The following is a 14,715-nucleotide window of genomic DNA, read 5'->3' on the forward strand; positions in this document are numbered from 1 at the left end:
GGGAGCGACCGGGCCGACCCCGCCATGTGCGGTGACTGATGGTAAATCCACGAGTACGCACAGTGGCTAGGGGTCTGCGGGCCCAATTCGGGGGAACCGGCGGAGGTTTGACCTACCCCGCTGCCGCGGATCGAACCTTCGGCCTTTCCCGGTCGAAGACCAGTCCTCAGACGATGGAACCGTCGACGAAACACCAGCGCCAGGTTTCGCCCGGTTCGAAGCTCCGCATCACCGGGTGGCCGCTCTCCCGGTGGTGCGCGGTGGCGTGCCGGTGCGGGGAGGAGTCGCAGCACCCCACGAACCCGCAGCCGAGGCACATGCGCAGCTGTACCGGATGGCTGCCGAGGACTTCACATTCGGGGCAGGTCAACGCATGCGGGACCGGCTCGGGGCGCGGCAGTTCGGCAACGTGGGTGCACTCGCTCATGATGGCCAGGTTACGGCCGGGGTGCGGGCGCGACGACGGTGACGACGGATGGGGATGGATCTTCGATGGAGGTATTGCCGCTGGTGGCGCTGATCGCCGGGAGCGCCGCCGTGGCGGGTGTCGCCCGGCGCACGCCCGTACCGGCCCCGCTGCTGCTGGTCGCCGCGGGTCTGATCGCAGCCTACGTGCCGGGGGTGCCCTCGTACGCCCTCGACCCGCACATCGTGCTGCCGCTGCTGCTCCCGCCGCTGCTGCACACGGCGGCGGTGGACAGCTCGTACCTGGACCTGCGGGCCAACGTACGGCCGATCGCGCTGCTGTCGGTGGGCTACGTGCTCTTCGCCACGCTCGCCGTCGGCTACGTGGCCTACCTGCTGGTGCCGGGCCTGTCGCTGCCCGTGGCACTGGTGCTGGGCGCGGTCGTCGCGCCGCCGGACGCGGTGGCGGCGACGGCCATCGCGCGGCGGCTGGGGCTGCCGAACCGGATCACGACGATCCTGCAGGGCGAGTCCCTGGTGAACGACGCCACCGCCATCACCGCCTACAACGTGGCGCTGGCCGCGGCGATCGGCGTCAGCGCCGGCTGGGCGGGCGGGGTCGCGGAGTTCCTGCTGGCGTCGGTCGGCGGGGTCGGGGTGGGCCTGCTGCTGATGGTCCCCATCCACTGGCTGCGCAAGCGGCTGCGGGAGCCGCTGCTGCAGAACACCCTGTCGCTGCTGATCCCGTTCGTGGCGTACGCGGCGGCGGAGCGGGTGCACGCGTCGGGGGTGCTGGCCGTGGTGGTCGTCGGGCTGTACCTGGGCCACCGCAACTGGCAGGTCGACTTCGCGACGCGGCTCCAGGAGGAGGCCGTGTGGAAGGTGGTCGCCTTCGTGCTGGAGTCGGTGGTCTTCGCGCTGATCGGGCTCCAGCTGCCGGTGGTCCTCAAGGGGCTGGGGGAGTACGAGGGGGTGGTCGCGGCCTGGTACGCCGTCGCGGTGTTCCTCGCGGTGGTGGCGGCGCGCTTCGTGTGGGTGTTCCCGGCGACCTTCGTGCCGAGGTGGGTGTCGGAGCGGATCCGGCACCGGGAGCCGGAGACGGACTGGAAGTCCCCGACGGTCGTCGGATGGGCCGGGATGCGCGGTGTCGTCTCGCTGGCCATCGCGTTCTCCGTGCCGATGGAGGTGCCGCACCGCAACCTGATCCTGTTCCTCACCTTCACGACCGTCATCGGCACCCTGGTCGTCCAGGGCCTGACCCTGCCGCCCCTGATCAGGGTGCTGAAGCTGCCGCCGCGGGACGTGCAGGCGGAGACCCTCGCGGAGGCGCAGGCGCAGAGCGAGGCCTCGCGGGCGGCGGAGGAGCGGCTGACGGAGCTGCTGGAGCGGCCGGAGAACGACACCCTGCCGCCGCCGCTGGCGGACCGGCTGCGGACGGTCCTGGAGCGGCGCCGCAACGCGGTCTGGGAGCGGCTGGGCGAGGTCAACCCGGTGACGGGGGAGTCGGCGGACGACGTGTACCGGCGGCTGGCCCGGGAGATGATCGCGGCCGAGCGGGAGGTCTTCGTCTCCCTGCGCGACCGCCGCCGCATCGACGACGAGATGCTCCGCGCGCTGCTGCGCCGCCTGGACCTGGAGGAGGCCGCGGCCTACCGGGAGGAGTCGGGCTGATTCCCGCCCCGGCGGGGGCTACGGGTGGCCCGTGATGACGGCGGTCAGGGTCGTGCCCCGGGGGAAGGAGCCGGCGGCGGTGAGGGCGTGCAGGGCCCAGAGGAGCTTCGCGACGTAGATCCGCTCCACCGGGAGCCCGTGCCGGGCCCCGAAGTCGGCCGCGAACGCGTCGAGGGCGGCCGGGACGCGGGCGTAGCCCCCGTGGTCGAAGCCCTCCGCCAGGGTCCAGTCGCCGGCCGGGCCGCCGAAGGCGGCCGCCTGGAGGGAACGTATCTCCGCGCCGAGGAAGCCCCCGGCCAGGACCGGTACGCCCAGGGCCCGCTGGCCGGGGGCGAGTCCGGCCGCGAGTCCGGCCAGGGTGCCGCCCGTACCGCAGGCCACCGCCACCACGTCGGACGCCCCGCGCAGCTCGCGGCCCAGTTCCGCGCAGCCCAGGAGGGCGAGGGCGTTGCTGCCGCCCTCGGGGACCACGTACGCCCCCGCGGCCCCGGCGGCGGCCAGCAGGCGGTCCCGGGTGTCCGGGTCGGCCTTGCGGCGGTACTCGGAGCGGGTGGCGAAGTGCAGCCGCATGCCGTCGGCGGCGCAGCGGGCCAGGGAGTCGTTGAGGGGGCGCCCGGCCAGCTCGTCGCCCCGGACGATGCCGACCGTCTCCAGGCCGAGCAGCCGGCCGGCGGCCGCGGTGGCCCGGAGGTGGTTGGAGTAGGCGCCGCCGAAGGTGGCGAGCCGGTCGTGGCCCGTTTCCAGCGCTGCCCGGAGGTTCGGCGCGAGCTTGCGCCATTTGTTGCCGGGCAGCTCCGGGTGGACCAGGTCGTCCCGCTTGAGCAGGAGCCGTACCCCGTACGCGGCGAAGCGTTCGTCGGCCGCCTCGACGAGGGGGGACGGCGGGCGGGGGCGCAGTTCGGGGTGGGTCACCCGTCCATTGTCGGGCCGGGTGCGGGGCGGGGCAGGGGTGGTGGGGCCGCGGTCACTTGAGGCGGTCGGCGACGCGGTCGCGCAGCCAGTCCATGGTGAAGCCCCTGGGGTCGACCTTGCCGGGCTGCCATTCGCGGTGGCCGATGACCGAGCGGGCGCCCCAGCCGTGGACCCGGCAGACGGCGGCGGCCGCGCGGGCGATGGCGTCGAGCTGGGCGGGCGGCCAGGGGTCCTCGCCGTCGCCGAGGTTCTCGCACTCGAAGCCGTAGAAGTACCGGTTTCCGTCGGTGTCGGCGTGGTGGTCGGGCGGCAGCCGCTTCTCGGCGATCACGGCCGCCAGGACGTCGGAGTCGCCCGCGCCGGCGTGGTTGGTGCGGCCGTAGCCGACGAGGTGGACCCGGCCGTCCTTGGCGATGACGCCGTGGCAGAGGGGGCCGGGCAGGGCGGAGTCGCCGTCGCGGCAGAGCTGGACGGTGTACGCGGTGCCGTGCGTGACGGTGTGGTGGATCATCACCCCGTGTACCGGCCCCCAGGGGCCCTTGTGGTTGCGGTTGCGGGTGCGCCAGGCGCCTACCTCCACGACGGTCAGGCCTTCGGCGCGCAGCGCCTGGATGAACCGGTCAGCGGACATGGGTGCGGACATGGCCGCCTCCTTTCACCGTATGTGTTCGTCCGGTTACTTAACGGTGTAGTGGAGGCGGGCCTTCCGGGGATAGGGCGTATTTCGGCCAGTCGTCGCGCGGGACCGCGTGCCACGCCGGTGCGGGCCGGCCGTCAGGCCTGGGCCAGCCACAGGTCCGGTCCGAACACCTCGTAGTGGACGTCGCGGGCCCGGACGCCCTTGGCGATCAGTTGGGCGCGCACCGACCGCATGAAGGGGAGCGGCCCGCACAGATACGCCCTGGTGCCGGGGGTGACCGGGATGGCGGCGAGGTCGACGAGGCCGGTGGAGTCGCCCGCCTCGGCGCCGGATTCGTACCAGAAGCGGGCCGTGGCGTCGGTGAGCTTGTGGGTCAGGGCGCGGTGGTCCGAGCGCAGGGCGTGGTCGGCGGGGCTGCGGTCGGCGTGCACCACGGTGACCCGGCCGGTGTGCCCGGTTTCGGCCAGGTGTTCCAGCATCGACAGCATGGGCGTGCAGCCGATGCCCGCCGAGGCGAGCAGGACCGGCGCGTCCGTGTCCTGGAGCACCAGGTCCCCGTACGGGGCGGAGACGCGCAGGGTGTCGCCGGGGCGGACCCGGGCGTGGAGGTGGTGGGAGACCTCGCCGTCGGGGCCGCCGCCGGCGGCCGGGCCGTGGACCCGCTTGACGGTGATCGCGCGGACCGGGGAGCCGGGGGAGCTGGAGAGGCTGTACTGGCGTATCTGGCGGGCGCCGTCGGGGAGGCCGACCTGGACGGAGACGTACTGTCCGGGCTTGAAGCCGGGGGCCGGGGCACCGTCGGCGGGGACCAGGTGGAAGGTGGTGCAGTCCGCCGTCTCCTCGACCCGCGCGGCCACCGTCCACTGCCGCCAGACGTCCCCGGCGAGCACCTGCCGTTCGGCGTAGAGCCGCTCCTCGGCGGCGATCAGGGCGTTCGCCATCAGCCAGTACACCTCGTCCCAGGCCTCGGCGACCTCGGGGGTGAGGGCCTCGCCGAGGACCTCGGCGATGGCCTCGAACAGGTGCCGGTGGACCACCGGGTACTGCTCGCGGGTGACGCCGAGCGAGGCGTGCTTGTGGGCGATGCGGTTCAGCATCACGTCGGGGCGGGTGTCCGGGTGGTCCACGAGGTGGGTGGCGAAGGCGGCGATGGAGCCGGCGAGGGCCTGCTTCTGGAGCCCGGCGTTCTGGTTGCCCCGGTTGAACAGGTCCCGGAGCAGGGCCGGGTGTGCCGCGAAGAGCTTCGCGTAGAACAGCTCCGTGATGTCCGTGATGGCGGCCCCGACGGCGGGCAGGGTGGCGCGTACGGTCGCGGTCGACTTCTCCGACAGCATGGCGGCTCCTCGCTTAATTGGTATCGCAGATTCGTATTAAAGGGCTCGGGGGCGGCCCGTCGCCATCCGGAGATCCGTTCGAAGGCGGGCCGGCGGGCGTGGTCAATCGGCCACTCGGCCGCCACCGCTCGAAATGCCCAGCAGCAGGGGCCCCGTGGGGGCCGCCACCAGCTCGTCCACCGTGAGCGGGTCCAGCGCGGCGAAGAACGCCTCCTGGGCCCGGCGCAGCGCCCCGCGCAGGACGCAGGCCCCGCGCAGCGGGCACGGGGTGGCCCCGTCGCAGTCCACGACGTCGCCGGCGCCCTCCAGCTCCCGCACCACCCCGCCCACCGACGCGGTGCGCCCGGCGGCGGTGAGCGCGAGCCCGCCGCCGCGGCCGCGCCGGGCCTCGACCAGTCCGAGATGCTGCAGCCTGGCGACCACCTTGGCGGTGTGGGTGTACGGGACCTCCATGGTCGCCGCCACCTCGCGGGTGGTGGGGAGGTCCGTGTCCTCGACGGCCAGGCGCATGAGCACGCGCAGCGCCAGGTCCGTGAATCGCGTCAGCCGCATGGGCCCAGCGTAGAAAACTGGCATCGCAGATACAAATTAAGAACGGGCGGCGTGCGCCGCGGAGCGGCCGGGCGCGCGGGATGGCCGGAACGGGTCGGGTCCCGAGGAGGAAACGTGAAGCAGTTGAACCTTTGAGCATGCCCCGGTCCGTCGGCGCCAGTCCCACCCGTTTGTGTAGTGGCCCGGCCACACAGCGCACTGGAAGGCTTCCGTCCCGCACATCATGGAGTGATCGGAAGGAAATACATGTCGGTCCAGGCAGGTTCCGAAGCCGAATCCCGGACGCCGCAGAGCAGTCTGGGGACCGCGGCCGCGCGGAACTTGGCAACCACGACCAAGTCCGCGCCGCAGATGCAGGAGATCACCTCCCGCTGGCTGCTGAAGACCCTCCCGTGGGTCCCGGTGCAGGGCGGCACCTACCGGGTCAACCGCCGCCTCAGCCACACCGTCGGCAACGGCGTCGTCGAGTTCGTCAAGACCGGCTCCCGCGTGCAGGTCATCCCGGCCGAACTCGGCGAGCTGCCGCTGCTGCGCGACTACGACGACGCGGAGGTCCTCACCGAACTCGCAGCCCGCTGCCGGCAGGTCGACTTCGAGGCCGGACAGGAGCTCACCTCCTTCGGCAGCCCCTCCGACCAGGTCTTCCTGCTCGCCCACGGCCGCGTCGAACAGATCGGCCCCGGCCCCTACGGCGAGGACGCCGTCCTGCGGACCGTCGCCGACGGCGCCTACTTCGGCGAGGCCTCCCTCACCGACGGGGCGGCCATCTGGGAGTACACCGCCCGCGCGGCCACCCCCGGTACGGCCCTCGTGCTGGCCCGCGAGGACTTCCAGCTCCTCGCCGACCGCGCCGACTCGCTGCGGGCACACGTGGACCGCGTACGCACCCGGCCGGCCCGGCCCACCAACCCGTACGGCGAGGCCGCGATCGAGCTCTCCGCCGGCCACGTCGGCGAGGCCGTCCTCCCCCGCGCCTTCGCCGACTACGAACCCCGTCCGCGCGAGTACGAACTCTCCATTGCACAAACGGTCCTGCGCGTCCACACCCGCGTCGCCGACCTCTACAACCACCCGATGAACCAGACCGAGCAGCAGCTGCGGCTCACGGTCGAGGCGCTGCGCGAGCGCCAGGAGCACGAGATGCTCAACAACCCGGAGTTCGGCCTGCTCCACAACGCCGACTACGACCAGCGCATCCAGCCCCACGACGGCGCGCCCACTCCGGACGACTTCGACGCCCTGCTCGGCATGCGGCGCGACTCCAAGCTGTTCCTCGCGCACCCCGAGGCCATCGCCGCCTTCGGCCGCGAGTGCAACAAGCGCGGGCTCTACCCCGAGACGGTCGACGTCGCCGGCACCCGGGTGACGGCCTGGCGGGGCGTGCCGATCTTCCCCTCCACCAAGATCCCGGTCACCGCGGCCCGTACGACCTCCATCCTGTGCATGCGCACCGGCGAGGAGGAGCAGGGCGTCATCGGCCTCCACCAGCCGGGCCTGCCCGACGAGATCGAGCCGAGCATGTCCGTGCGCTTCATGGGGATCAACGACCAGGCGATCATCTCCTACCTGGTCACCGCCTACTTCTCCGCCGCCGTCCTGGTGCCGGACGCGCTCGGCGTCCTGGAGAACGTCGAGATCGGCCGCTGGGACCGGTGACCGCGGACACCGCCGGCACCGCCGGCACCGTCGTCGCGGGCGAGGGGCAGGAAGCGGCGGCCCTGCTGGAAGCGGCGAGGGAGACGGTCGACCCGGAACTCCGGCGGGCCGTCGAGGGCCTGCCCGCGGCCATGCGCCGGGTGGCGATGTACCACTTCGGCTGGGAAGGCGAGGACGGCGGCCCCGGCGCCGGCGGCGCGGGCAAGGCCATCCGGCCCGCGCTCGTGCTCGCCTCGGCACAGGCCCTGGGCGCGCCCGCGCAGGCCGTCCGGGGCGCCGTACGGGCCGCGGCGGCCGTGGAACTCGCGCACAACTTCACGCTGCTGCACGACGACATCATCGACCGGGACCTCCGCCGCCGCGGGCGGCCGACCGCCTGGACCGTCTTCGGCACCCCGCCCGCGATCCTCGCGGGCGACGCCATGATGGCGCTCGCGCTGCGGCTGCTCGCCGAGGACCCGCACCCGGCCTCGGCGCGGGCCTCGGCCCGGCTCGCGGGCTGCGTGGTCGAGCTGTGCGAGGGGCAGCAGGCGGACTGCGCCTTCGAGGAGCGCGCGCACGTCTCGCTCGACGAGTGCCTGACCATGGCGACGGCCAAGACCGGGGCCCTCCTGGGCTGCGCGTGCGCGATGGGCGCCCTGTACGCGGGGGCCGGGCCGGAGGAGGTCGAGGCCATGGACGCCTTCGGGCGGGAGGCGGGGCTGGCCTTCCAGCTGATCGACGACCTGATCGGCATCTGGGGCGACCCCGGGCACACCGGCAAGCCCGCCGGGGCCGATCTCCTCGCCCGCAAGAAGTCCCTCCCGGTCGTGGCCGCCCTCACCTCGGGCACGGAGGCCGGGGAGGAGCTGGCGCTCCTGTACGCGGGCCCGCTGGAGGAGGGCGACGTCTCCCGCGCGGCCCGGGCGGTGGAGCGGGCCGGCGGCCGCGACTGGGCGCAGGCCCATGCCGCCGACCGGATGGGCCGGGCGGTGCGGGAGCTGTCCCGGGCGGTGCCCGACCTCGCGGCGGCGGGCGGGCTGCTGGCGCTCGCGGAGTTCGTGACGCGGCGCACCAAGTAGCGGCCCGCCGGCCCGGTCCGGTGCCGCGGAGCGGTCTGTTCCGGCGCTGCGGGGCGCCGGAACAGGCCTTTTCCCGGGTGGGAGGCGGCAGGCGGGCGCGGCAACTCTAGGATCACTCGCGGCAGTTGACCTGTGAGTGAAGGGTGTCACCCGTGGTGCTGGAGATACGTCAGGCGGACCGGTCGGACCGGGACGCGGTCGCGCGCCTGCTGGACGAGGCCTTCCGCGACGACCCGGTGAGCAGCTGGGTCTTCCCGGATCCCGAGCACCGGGCCGCCGTGCACGGCAGGTTCCTCGGGGTCTTCGTGGACGTCGCGCTGGCCGAGGGCCGCGTCGACTACGCGGCGGACGGCTCGGCGGCGGCGCTGTGGCTGCGGATCCCGGCGGGCGAGCCGGAGGGCGAGGACGAGGTGCCGGCGAAGATGCGGGCCGTCGCCGACCCGGACAACGAGCGGTGCGAGCTGGTCGGCCGGCTCACGGGGGAGGTGCACCCCACCTCCGAGGAGCACGAGTACCTGCTGATGATCGCGGTCGCGCCCGGCCGGCAGGGCGAGGGGCTGGGCACCGAGCTGATGCGGCCGGTACTGGAGCGCTGCGACCGGGAGGGGATACCGGCCTACCTGGAGGCGAGCAGCGAGCGCAGCAAGGGGTTGTACGAGCGGCTCGGGTGGGAGTTCACCGGTCAGGCCGTGCGGCTGCCCCAGGGGCCGCTGATGTGGCCGATGTGGCGCAAGCCGCGGGGATAGCGGGCGGGCGACGGGGCGTCCCCGGAAAAGGTCTTGGCAAAGTACTTCAAGTGAAGTACTTTCGTTGGCGTGCCCCGGAGCGGCGGCATCCCCTGACGGAAGAGAATCGCTTGCGCAAGCTGACGTACTTCATCGCCACCACCGTCGACGGCTTCATCGGAGCCCCGGACGGCGATGCCGATTTCATCTACCGCTACGTGGACCCGGAGTTCATCGGCCTCCTGACGGCCGAGTACCCGGAGACGATCTCCAGCGCCGGACGCGAGCAGCTCGGCATCAAGGACGCCGCGCCCAAGCGCTTCGACACGGTGATCATGGGCCGCAACACCTACGAGACCGGCCTCAAGGCGGGCGTCTCCAGCCCCTACGACCACATGCGCGAGCAGTACGTCGTCTCCCGCGGCCTCACCACCCCGCCGGACCCCGCCGTCCGGCTCATCAGCGGCGACCTCGTCGCCCGGGTGCGGGAGATGAAGGCGCGGGACGGGCTCGGCATCTGGCTGTGCGGCGGAGCCGACCTCGCGGCCCAGCTGATGGACGAGATCGACGAGTACATCGTCAAGACCTACCCCGTCGTCGTCGGGACCGGCATGCCGATGTCCCGTGCCGGGTTCGGCGTGCGCCCCCTGGAGCTCACCGGGTGCACCGCCCTCGGCGGCGGCCAGGTCGTCACCTCGTACGACGTCAAGCGCTGACGGCCGCGCACGCCACGAAGCGCGAAACCGGCCTACCGTGGAGGTATGGCCGGTGAACAGCAGCAGCACGAGCGCGGGACGGTCGCCCCGCGGGCCGGACACGAGCAGCGGTCGTGTCCGGCCTGCGGGCGTGCCGTGGAGACGGTGCTCCGACGGCGCAAGTCCCTGGGGATCTTCGTTCCCGAGTGGAGTCCGGGTCCCTGCCGGAACCCGGACTGCGCCCTCTACGTCCCCGTGGGGGCGGTCCCCTAGCCCTTGGCGTCCAGGCCCGAGGCGACCAGGCCGTTGGCCCACAGCTGGTTGACGCGCGAGCGCTCCGCGCTGTTCGGGGTGGCGTTCGTGCACGAGGTGCCCGGGCCGCCACCCGACATCAGCTCGCTGCACGGACCCGAGTAGTGGTCCGGCAGGCCCAGCACGTGACCGGTCTCGTGCGCCGTCACGCGGGTCGAGTTGTACTGCTGGTTCTGCCGGTAGTCCAGGAAGATGTAGCCCCGGCCGTGACCGTCCGTGCTCGCGTACGAGCCGCGGGAGTCGTTGCCCTCGTAGTAGGAGAAGTTCCCGCCCGAGGACACCTCCTGGAGCTTCACGTTGGCGACCGAGCCGTTCCAGATGCGGGTGGAGTTGGCTATCTGGGTACGGAAGCTCGGCGCGTTGCGGGTGTTGTAGGTGACGGTGACGGCCAGCGCGCCCGGGTTCGCGGCCCGCTGCTCGGCGACCGAACGCTTCACGGCCTCGAAGAAGGCCCGGTTGGCGGCCTCGTTCTCCGCCGAACGCTCGTACGCGGCGTAGCTCGCCGGGCTGCCGGCGGGGGCGGCGGTCGCGGCCCCGGCCGTGGGGACGACACCGCCGATGGCGGCGGCGACACCGAGGCCGACGGCGGCGGCGGACAGCATGTTCCTGCGGGAGTGGCGCATGTGGGGGGCTCCTACTCAGCCGGTGCGGTGGGGGGTGGATGGGTCATCCGGTACCGGAGTCTGCGGGAGCCGATGGGGCCTGGGGATGATGTCAGAGCCCGATAGCGCGGAACTATCGGCCGGGTTTCGGCAAGATGCACCGTGGTCAACTGGCGTGAGAATGGCGGGATTCGGGGGGCTATCGGCGGCTGGTGCGGCACGCGGGGCCCGCCTACCCTCGGGTCATGGAGCTCGAGGTGAGGCACCTGCGCGCACTGTGCGCCATCGAGGACGCCGGCAGTCTGCACAAGGCCGCCCGGCAACTCGGCGTGAGCCAGCCCTCCCTGACGACGCAATTGCGCCGGATCGAACGCGCCCTGGACGGCGAGCTGTTCCTGCGCGAGCGGACCGGCTGCCGGCCCACGCCCTTCGGACGCACCGTCCTGGGGCGGGCGCGCCCGCTGCTCGCGGACATGGCCGCCCTGGTCGCCGAGGCCCGGGCGGCGGCGAGCGGACCCCGGCTGCGCATCGGTTCGACCGCGAGCCGGGCCCTGCCGGGCTGGCTGCGGCGGCTGCACCGGCGCGCACCGGAGACGGAGACGTCGCTGGTGGTGGACGTCTCGGCGAACGCGCTGCTGCGGATGACGGCGGGCGGCCAGCTGGACGTGGCCTTCGTGCACGAGGTCGAGGGCAGCCCGCTGCGGGTGCCGGACGGGCTGGAACTGCGGGTGCTGATGGAACGGGAGCCGCAGTTCGTGTCCATGAGCCGGGACCATCCCGCCGCGCGGTCGCCGGTGGTGGCGTTAGAGGACCTGGCCGGGGACCGCTGGACGGTGGACCCCTCGGTCGACGGCGAGTGGGACGGCCTGCGGCGGGTGTTCGCGGGGGCCGGGGTCGACCCGCCCGTGCTGCACGCCGACTACCACACGGCGACCTCCCTGATCGTCTCCGGCGAGGCGGTGGCGCCGTGCCAGCCGACGTCCGGACCGCGGGACGACATGGCCATCCGGCCGCTGTCGGGGGACCCGCTGGCGGTGCGGCTGCTCCTCGCGACGCGGCCGGGGGAGCACGCGGAGGTCTTCGAGGACCTCCGCGCCGCCTACCGCGAAGCCGCCCTCCGCACCCCGCCGTACCGGGCCTGGCTCCGCCGCAGCGGAAGCCCGCTGCTGGCGGCCTAGGGTCTGTACCCCGAACGCCGGCGGGGCTGGAGAGATCCAGCCCCGCCGGCGTTCGGCGTTCTCGGCCCCTCCGGCGCGTCAGGAAGGGGGTGCTTGACTTCGGGATGCCGCGATATATCGTGTCTACAGAAGACGCGATATGTTGCGTGCGTCAGCCTGAGGAGGAGCAGCACATGACAGAGCAGATGACGTGGTCCGTCGCCGCACCGCAGAAGCTCACCTTCGAGCAGCCGGTCCACGACCTCCGCGTACGCGTCGTCGGCGGCACCGTCAACGTGGTCGCCGCCGAGGAGGGACCGGCCCGGCTGGAGGTCGCCGCCGTCGACGGGCCGCCGCTGCACGTCGTCCAGGACGGCGGCACCCTCACGCTGTCCTACGAGGACCTCCCCTGGAACGGCACCCAGGGATTCCGGAAGTGGATCGAGGGCAAGCCCTGGAAGGCCTGGACCGGCTCCTCCCCGGACGGCCGCAAGGCCTGGGAGCGCAGCGTCACCGTGACGCTGACCGTCCCCGCCGGCACCCGCGTCCAGCTGGCCACCGTCAGCGCCGCCGCCTTCGTGTCCGGCATCTCCGGCGGCACCGAGGTCAACGGGGTCTCGGGCGACGCGACACTGGTCGGGCTCTCCGGGAGGGTGGAGGCGCGGACGGTGTCCGGCGGTGTCGAGGCGCAGTCCGTCGCCGGTGAGTTCGCCTTCCACTCCGTCTCCGGCGGCCTGACGGTGGTCGACGGCGCGGCCGGCAGCGTACGGGCCGACTCGGTCAGCGGCGACATGCTCATCGACCTCGTCCCCGACCCGGACGCCGCCGATCCGGTGGACGTCTTCCTGAACTCCGTGTCCGGCCAGGTGGCCATCCGCCTCCCGCACCCCGCCGACGCCAAGGTCGAGGCCAACACCGCCACCGGCAGCGTCTCCAACGGCTTCGCGGACCTCCGCGTCACCGGCCAGTTCGGCGCCAAGCGGATCACCGGCACCCTCGGCGCCGGCAGCGGCACCCTGCGCGCCACCACCGTCTCCGGGGCGATCGCCCTGCTGAGCCGCCCGCAGGAGGCCCCCGCCGCTCCCCTCCAGCTCGACAAGAAGGTGCTCTGACATGCCGCCCGTCTTCGCCCACGGCCGTCTCCGCCTCTACCTCCTCAAACTGCTGGACGAGGCGCCCCGCCACGGGTACGAGGTGATCCGGCTGCTGGAGGAGCGCTTCCAGGGGCTGTACGCGCCCTCCGCGGGCACCGTGTACCCGCGGCTGGCCAAGCTGGAGGCCGAGGGGCTGGTCACGCACGCCACCGAGGGCGGGCGCAAGGTGTACTCCATCACCGAGGCGGGCCGCGCCGAGCTGGCGGACCGGGTCGGGGAGCTGGCGGACCTGGAGGTGGAGATCCGGGACTCCGTCTCCGAACTGGCTGCGGAGATCCGGGACGACGTGCGCGGCGCCGCCGGCGACCTGCGCCGCGAGATGCGGGCCGCGGCCTCCGCGACGGCGACGCACTTCGAGGACGAGTCCTGGAAGGCGGCCAAGGAGGAGTTCCGCAAGGCGAAGCAGGAGTGGAAGGAGCAGGCCCGCCGGGCCAAGGACGAGAGCCGCCGGGCCCGCGAGGAGGCCCAGCAGGCCCGCCGCCAGGCCAAGGAGGCCCAGGAGCGGGCCCGCGAGGAGGTACAGCGGATCGCCGCGCAGCTCCAGGAGCAGTTCGCCAAGTCCGGCGGCGTCCTGGGCAGCCTGGCCGGCGCCTGGCTAGGGAACGGCCACCCCGCCCCCGCCCCCGAGTGGGCGGCCGCCCCCGGGCCCGCGGGCTCGGGCTGGGCCGAGGACCTGACGCCCACCGCGGAACCGGCCCGGGACCTGGACCGGCTGCTGGACCGCTTCCGCGACGACGTCCGCGACGCGGCCCGCGACCACGGCGTGACCCCGGCCCAGCTCGCCGAGGCCCGCGCCCACCTGGCGGCCGCCGCCGCCCGCATCGCAACGGGCCTCAAGAGCTGACCGGGCCCAGGCCGTGTCTTCCGGATCTGGCTCCCCCAGCTACCGCTGGGAGGTACCCCCAGACCCGCGCCGCCCGGCACCGCACCTCGCCGCGTTGGCGGAGCACCCGAGTACGTCCAGTACAAGGGCGCCCCGCCAACGCGCCGATGCACGGCACCGGACAACGCGGGCGGAACCGGCAAGATCCGAAAGGCACGGCCTAGGCCGCGAGACCCGTCTCCGCCGTGGTGTAGGTGACCCCGTGGTCCGCGAGGACCTCGGAGACCGGGCCGGGGCGGGAGATCAGGGCCAGGAGCAGGTGGAGGGTGCCGATGTGGCGGTCCTTGCGGCCCAGGGCGACGCGCAGGGACTGCTCGAGGGCCTTCTTCGCGCCCTGGGTGAAGCGGATGTGCCGGTTCTCGGGTTCGGGGCGGCCCAGGGCCTCCCGGAGTGAGGCCGCCACGCCCCGCCTGCGGGGGGCCGGGGCCGCGAGGGCGCCCTCGCCGTGGGTCTCCTCGATCCGGGAGACGATCTCCGAGAGGTCGATGCCGAGGCCCGCGAGGGCCTCCTCGTCCGCCTTGGACATCCCGCCCCGGCGGCGGGCCGCTTCCAGGCCGGCGGCCACGGCCGTGCGGTCCAGGCCCAGCGGGGCCATCGCCCCGCCCTCCAGCAGGGAGAGGAGCAGGTGCTCCTCAGTGACCGCCCCGGCTCCCGCCGCGCGGGCCTGGGCCACCGCGCCCGTCACCGCGTCCCGCGCCTCCCGGGTGAAGCGTTCGAACATCACAGCCTCCCGTGCTTCTTGTGGACGGCCTGCCGGCTGACGCCCAGTTCGGACGCGATCTCCTGCCAGGACCAGCCCTGCGCGCGGGCGCTGCGCACCTGTACGGCCTCCAGCTGCTCCAGCAGCCTGCGGAGGGCGGCCACGGCGCGCAGGCCCACGCGCGGATCCTGGTCGCCGGCGCGTGCGGCGAGGTCGGTCGCTTCGCTCATGCCGTCAAGGTAGGTTGACGCGGGAG

General features: G+C 73.5%; 17 protein-coding genes. 9 read left to right on the plus strand and 8 right to left on the minus strand.

The features are described 5' to 3' along the window. Positions 1-166: 166 nt before the first annotated feature. On the minus strand, positions 167-427 hold the full coding sequence (locus D1J60_RS23785; RefSeq protein ID WP_125604345.1) for a UBP-type zinc finger domain-containing protein: 261 nt from the start codon (positions 425-427) through the stop codon (positions 167-169). A 65-nt stretch (positions 428-492) separates the two neighbouring features. On the opposite strand from D1J60_RS23785, the gene D1J60_RS23790 reads away from it, so the two are divergent. Then, positions 493-2,076, plus strand: coding sequence for a Na+/H+ antiporter (locus D1J60_RS23790; RefSeq protein WP_125604347.1), 1,584 nt, complete (start codon positions 493-495; stop codon positions 2,074-2,076). An 18-nt stretch (positions 2,077-2,094) separates the two neighbouring features. Here the strand turns inward: D1J60_RS23790 and D1J60_RS23795 are convergent, their stop codons facing one another. From D1J60_RS23795 to D1J60_RS23810, 4 genes are all read right to left on the minus strand, one after another. Then, positions 2,095-2,988 (minus strand): pyridoxal-phosphate dependent enzyme, encoded by an 894-nt coding sequence (locus D1J60_RS23795; RefSeq protein ID WP_125822463.1) that lies wholly within the window; start codon positions 2,986-2,988, stop codon positions 2,095-2,097. A gap of 52 nt (positions 2,989-3,040) precedes the next feature. Then, positions 3,041-3,631 carry an N-acetylmuramoyl-L-alanine amidase gene (locus D1J60_RS23800; RefSeq protein ID WP_125602908.1) on the minus strand — a complete coding sequence of 197 codons (591 nt, stop codon included), beginning with the start codon at positions 3,629-3,631 and terminating at the stop codon, positions 3,041-3,043. 131 nt (positions 3,632-3,762) lie between these two features. Continuing rightward, positions 3,763-4,962, minus strand: coding sequence for a globin domain-containing protein (locus D1J60_RS23805; protein ID WP_125822464.1), 1,200 nt, complete (start codon positions 4,960-4,962; stop codon positions 3,763-3,765). Between the two features lie 102 nt (positions 4,963-5,064). Further along, on the minus strand, positions 5,065-5,514 hold the full coding sequence (locus tag D1J60_RS23810; RefSeq protein ID WP_125602910.1) for an Rrf2 family transcriptional regulator: 450 nt from the start codon (positions 5,512-5,514) through the stop codon (positions 5,065-5,067). Positions 5,515-5,760: 246 nt separating this feature from the next. On the opposite strand from D1J60_RS23810, the gene D1J60_RS23815 reads away from it, so the two are divergent. The 5 genes from D1J60_RS23815 (at position 5,761) to D1J60_RS23835 (ending at position 9,924) form a co-directional block, all read left to right on the plus strand. Beyond that, complete coding sequence (locus tag D1J60_RS23815) at positions 5,761-7,170, plus strand: family 2B encapsulin nanocompartment shell protein (RefSeq protein WP_125822465.1); 1,410 nt, start codon at positions 5,761-5,763, stop codon at positions 7,168-7,170. Then, complete coding sequence (locus D1J60_RS23820; protein WP_125822466.1) at positions 7,167-8,231, plus strand: family 2 encapsulin nanocompartment cargo protein polyprenyl transferase; 1,065 nt, start codon at positions 7,167-7,169, stop codon at positions 8,229-8,231. The genes D1J60_RS23815 and D1J60_RS23820 overlap by 4 nt, the downstream gene beginning before the upstream one ends. A 152-nt stretch (positions 8,232-8,383) precedes the next feature. Continuing rightward, entirely contained in the window at positions 8,384-8,977 is a 594-nt protein-coding gene (locus D1J60_RS23825; protein ID WP_125822467.1) for a GNAT family N-acetyltransferase, read from the plus strand. Between the two features lie 110 nt (positions 8,978-9,087). Then, positions 9,088-9,672 (plus strand): dihydrofolate reductase family protein, encoded by a 585-nt coding sequence (locus tag D1J60_RS23830; protein WP_125822468.1) that lies wholly within the window; start codon positions 9,088-9,090, stop codon positions 9,670-9,672. 45 nt (positions 9,673-9,717) lie between these two features. Continuing rightward, positions 9,718-9,924, plus strand: a complete 207-nt coding sequence (locus D1J60_RS23835) for a hypothetical protein (RefSeq protein ID WP_125822469.1) — start codon at positions 9,718-9,720, stop codon at positions 9,922-9,924. Here the strand turns inward: D1J60_RS23835 and snpA are convergent. Further along, positions 9,921-10,586, minus strand: a complete 666-nt coding sequence (gene snpA, locus D1J60_RS23840) for a snapalysin (protein WP_206436561.1) — start codon at positions 10,584-10,586, stop codon at positions 9,921-9,923. The two genes, D1J60_RS23835 and snpA, sit on opposite strands and share 4 nt — an antisense overlap. Before the next feature lie 224 nt (positions 10,587-10,810). On the opposite strand from snpA, the gene D1J60_RS23845 reads away from it, so the two are divergent. The 3 genes from D1J60_RS23845 to D1J60_RS23855 all read left to right on the plus strand — a co-directional run bounded on the left by D1J60_RS23845 (position 10,811) and on the right by D1J60_RS23855 (position 13,720). After that, the gene (locus tag D1J60_RS23845) at positions 10,811-11,743 is read left to right on the plus strand and encodes a LysR family transcriptional regulator (RefSeq protein WP_125602915.1); all 933 of its coding nucleotides are present in this window, start codon (positions 10,811-10,813) and stop codon (positions 11,741-11,743) included. A gap of 173 nt (positions 11,744-11,916) precedes the next feature. Continuing rightward, complete coding sequence (locus tag D1J60_RS23850) at positions 11,917-12,834, plus strand: DUF4097 family beta strand repeat-containing protein (RefSeq protein WP_125822470.1); 918 nt, start codon at positions 11,917-11,919, stop codon at positions 12,832-12,834. A 1-nt stretch (position 12,835) separates the two neighbouring features. Further along, a complete protein-coding gene (locus tag D1J60_RS23855) occupies positions 12,836-13,720 on the plus strand; it encodes a PadR family transcriptional regulator (RefSeq protein WP_125822471.1) in 885 nt (294 codons plus the stop codon). 199 nt (positions 13,721-13,919) lie between these two features. On the opposite strand, the gene D1J60_RS23860 is transcribed toward D1J60_RS23855, so the two are convergent. Next, a complete protein-coding gene (locus D1J60_RS23860; RefSeq protein ID WP_125822472.1) occupies positions 13,920-14,480 on the minus strand; it encodes a Clp protease N-terminal domain-containing protein in 561 nt (186 codons plus the stop codon). Beyond that, on the minus strand, positions 14,480-14,689 hold the full coding sequence (locus tag D1J60_RS23865) for a helix-turn-helix domain-containing protein (protein WP_125822473.1): 210 nt from the start codon (positions 14,687-14,689) through the stop codon (positions 14,480-14,482). The genes D1J60_RS23860 and D1J60_RS23865 overlap by 1 nt, the downstream gene beginning before the upstream one ends. Between the last annotated feature and the right edge of the window lie 26 nt (positions 14,690-14,715).

Source organism: Streptomyces sp. W1SF4, from assembly GCF_003950035.1.
GTDB classification, from domain to species: Bacteria; Actinomycetota; Actinomycetes; order Streptomycetales; family Streptomycetaceae; genus Streptomyces; species Streptomyces racemochromogenes.

Excerpts from the sequence above, each read along its gene's own strand:
- D1J60_RS23785 (WP_125604345.1), bottom strand. The coding sequence starts at position 427 with ATGAGCGAGTGCACCCACGTTGCCGAACTGCCGCGCCCCGAGCCGGTC.
- D1J60_RS23790 (WP_125604347.1), top strand. The coding sequence starts at position 493 with ATGGAGGTATTGCCGCTGGTGGCGCTGATCGCCGGGAGCGCCGCCGTG.
- D1J60_RS23800 (WP_125602908.1), bottom strand. The coding sequence starts at position 3,631 with ATGTCCGCACCCATGTCCGCTGACCGGTTCATCCAGGCGCTGCGCGCC.
- D1J60_RS23805 (WP_125822464.1), bottom strand. The coding sequence starts at position 4,962 with ATGCTGTCGGAGAAGTCGACCGCGACCGTACGCGCCACCCTGCCCGCC.
- D1J60_RS23810 (WP_125602910.1), bottom strand. The coding sequence starts at position 5,514 with ATGCGGCTGACGCGATTCACGGACCTGGCGCTGCGCGTGCTCATGCGC.
- D1J60_RS23815 (WP_125822465.1), top strand. The coding sequence starts at position 5,761 with ATGTCGGTCCAGGCAGGTTCCGAAGCCGAATCCCGGACGCCGCAGAGC.
- D1J60_RS23835 (WP_125822469.1), top strand. The coding sequence starts at position 9,718 with ATGGCCGGTGAACAGCAGCAGCACGAGCGCGGGACGGTCGCCCCGCGG.
- snpA (WP_206436561.1), bottom strand. The coding sequence starts at position 10,586 with ATGCGCCACTCCCGCAGGAACATGCTGTCCGCCGCCGCCGTCGGCCTC.
- D1J60_RS23845 (WP_125602915.1), top strand. The coding sequence starts at position 10,811 with ATGGAGCTCGAGGTGAGGCACCTGCGCGCACTGTGCGCCATCGAGGAC.
- D1J60_RS23850 (WP_125822470.1), top strand. The coding sequence starts at position 11,917 with ATGACAGAGCAGATGACGTGGTCCGTCGCCGCACCGCAGAAGCTCACC.
- D1J60_RS23855 (WP_125822471.1), top strand. The coding sequence starts at position 12,836 with ATGCCGCCCGTCTTCGCCCACGGCCGTCTCCGCCTCTACCTCCTCAAA.
- D1J60_RS23860 (WP_125822472.1), bottom strand. The coding sequence starts at position 14,480 with ATGTTCGAACGCTTCACCCGGGAGGCGCGGGACGCGGTGACGGGCGCG.
- D1J60_RS23865 (WP_125822473.1), bottom strand. The coding sequence starts at position 14,689 with ATGAGCGAAGCGACCGACCTCGCCGCACGCGCCGGCGACCAGGATCCG.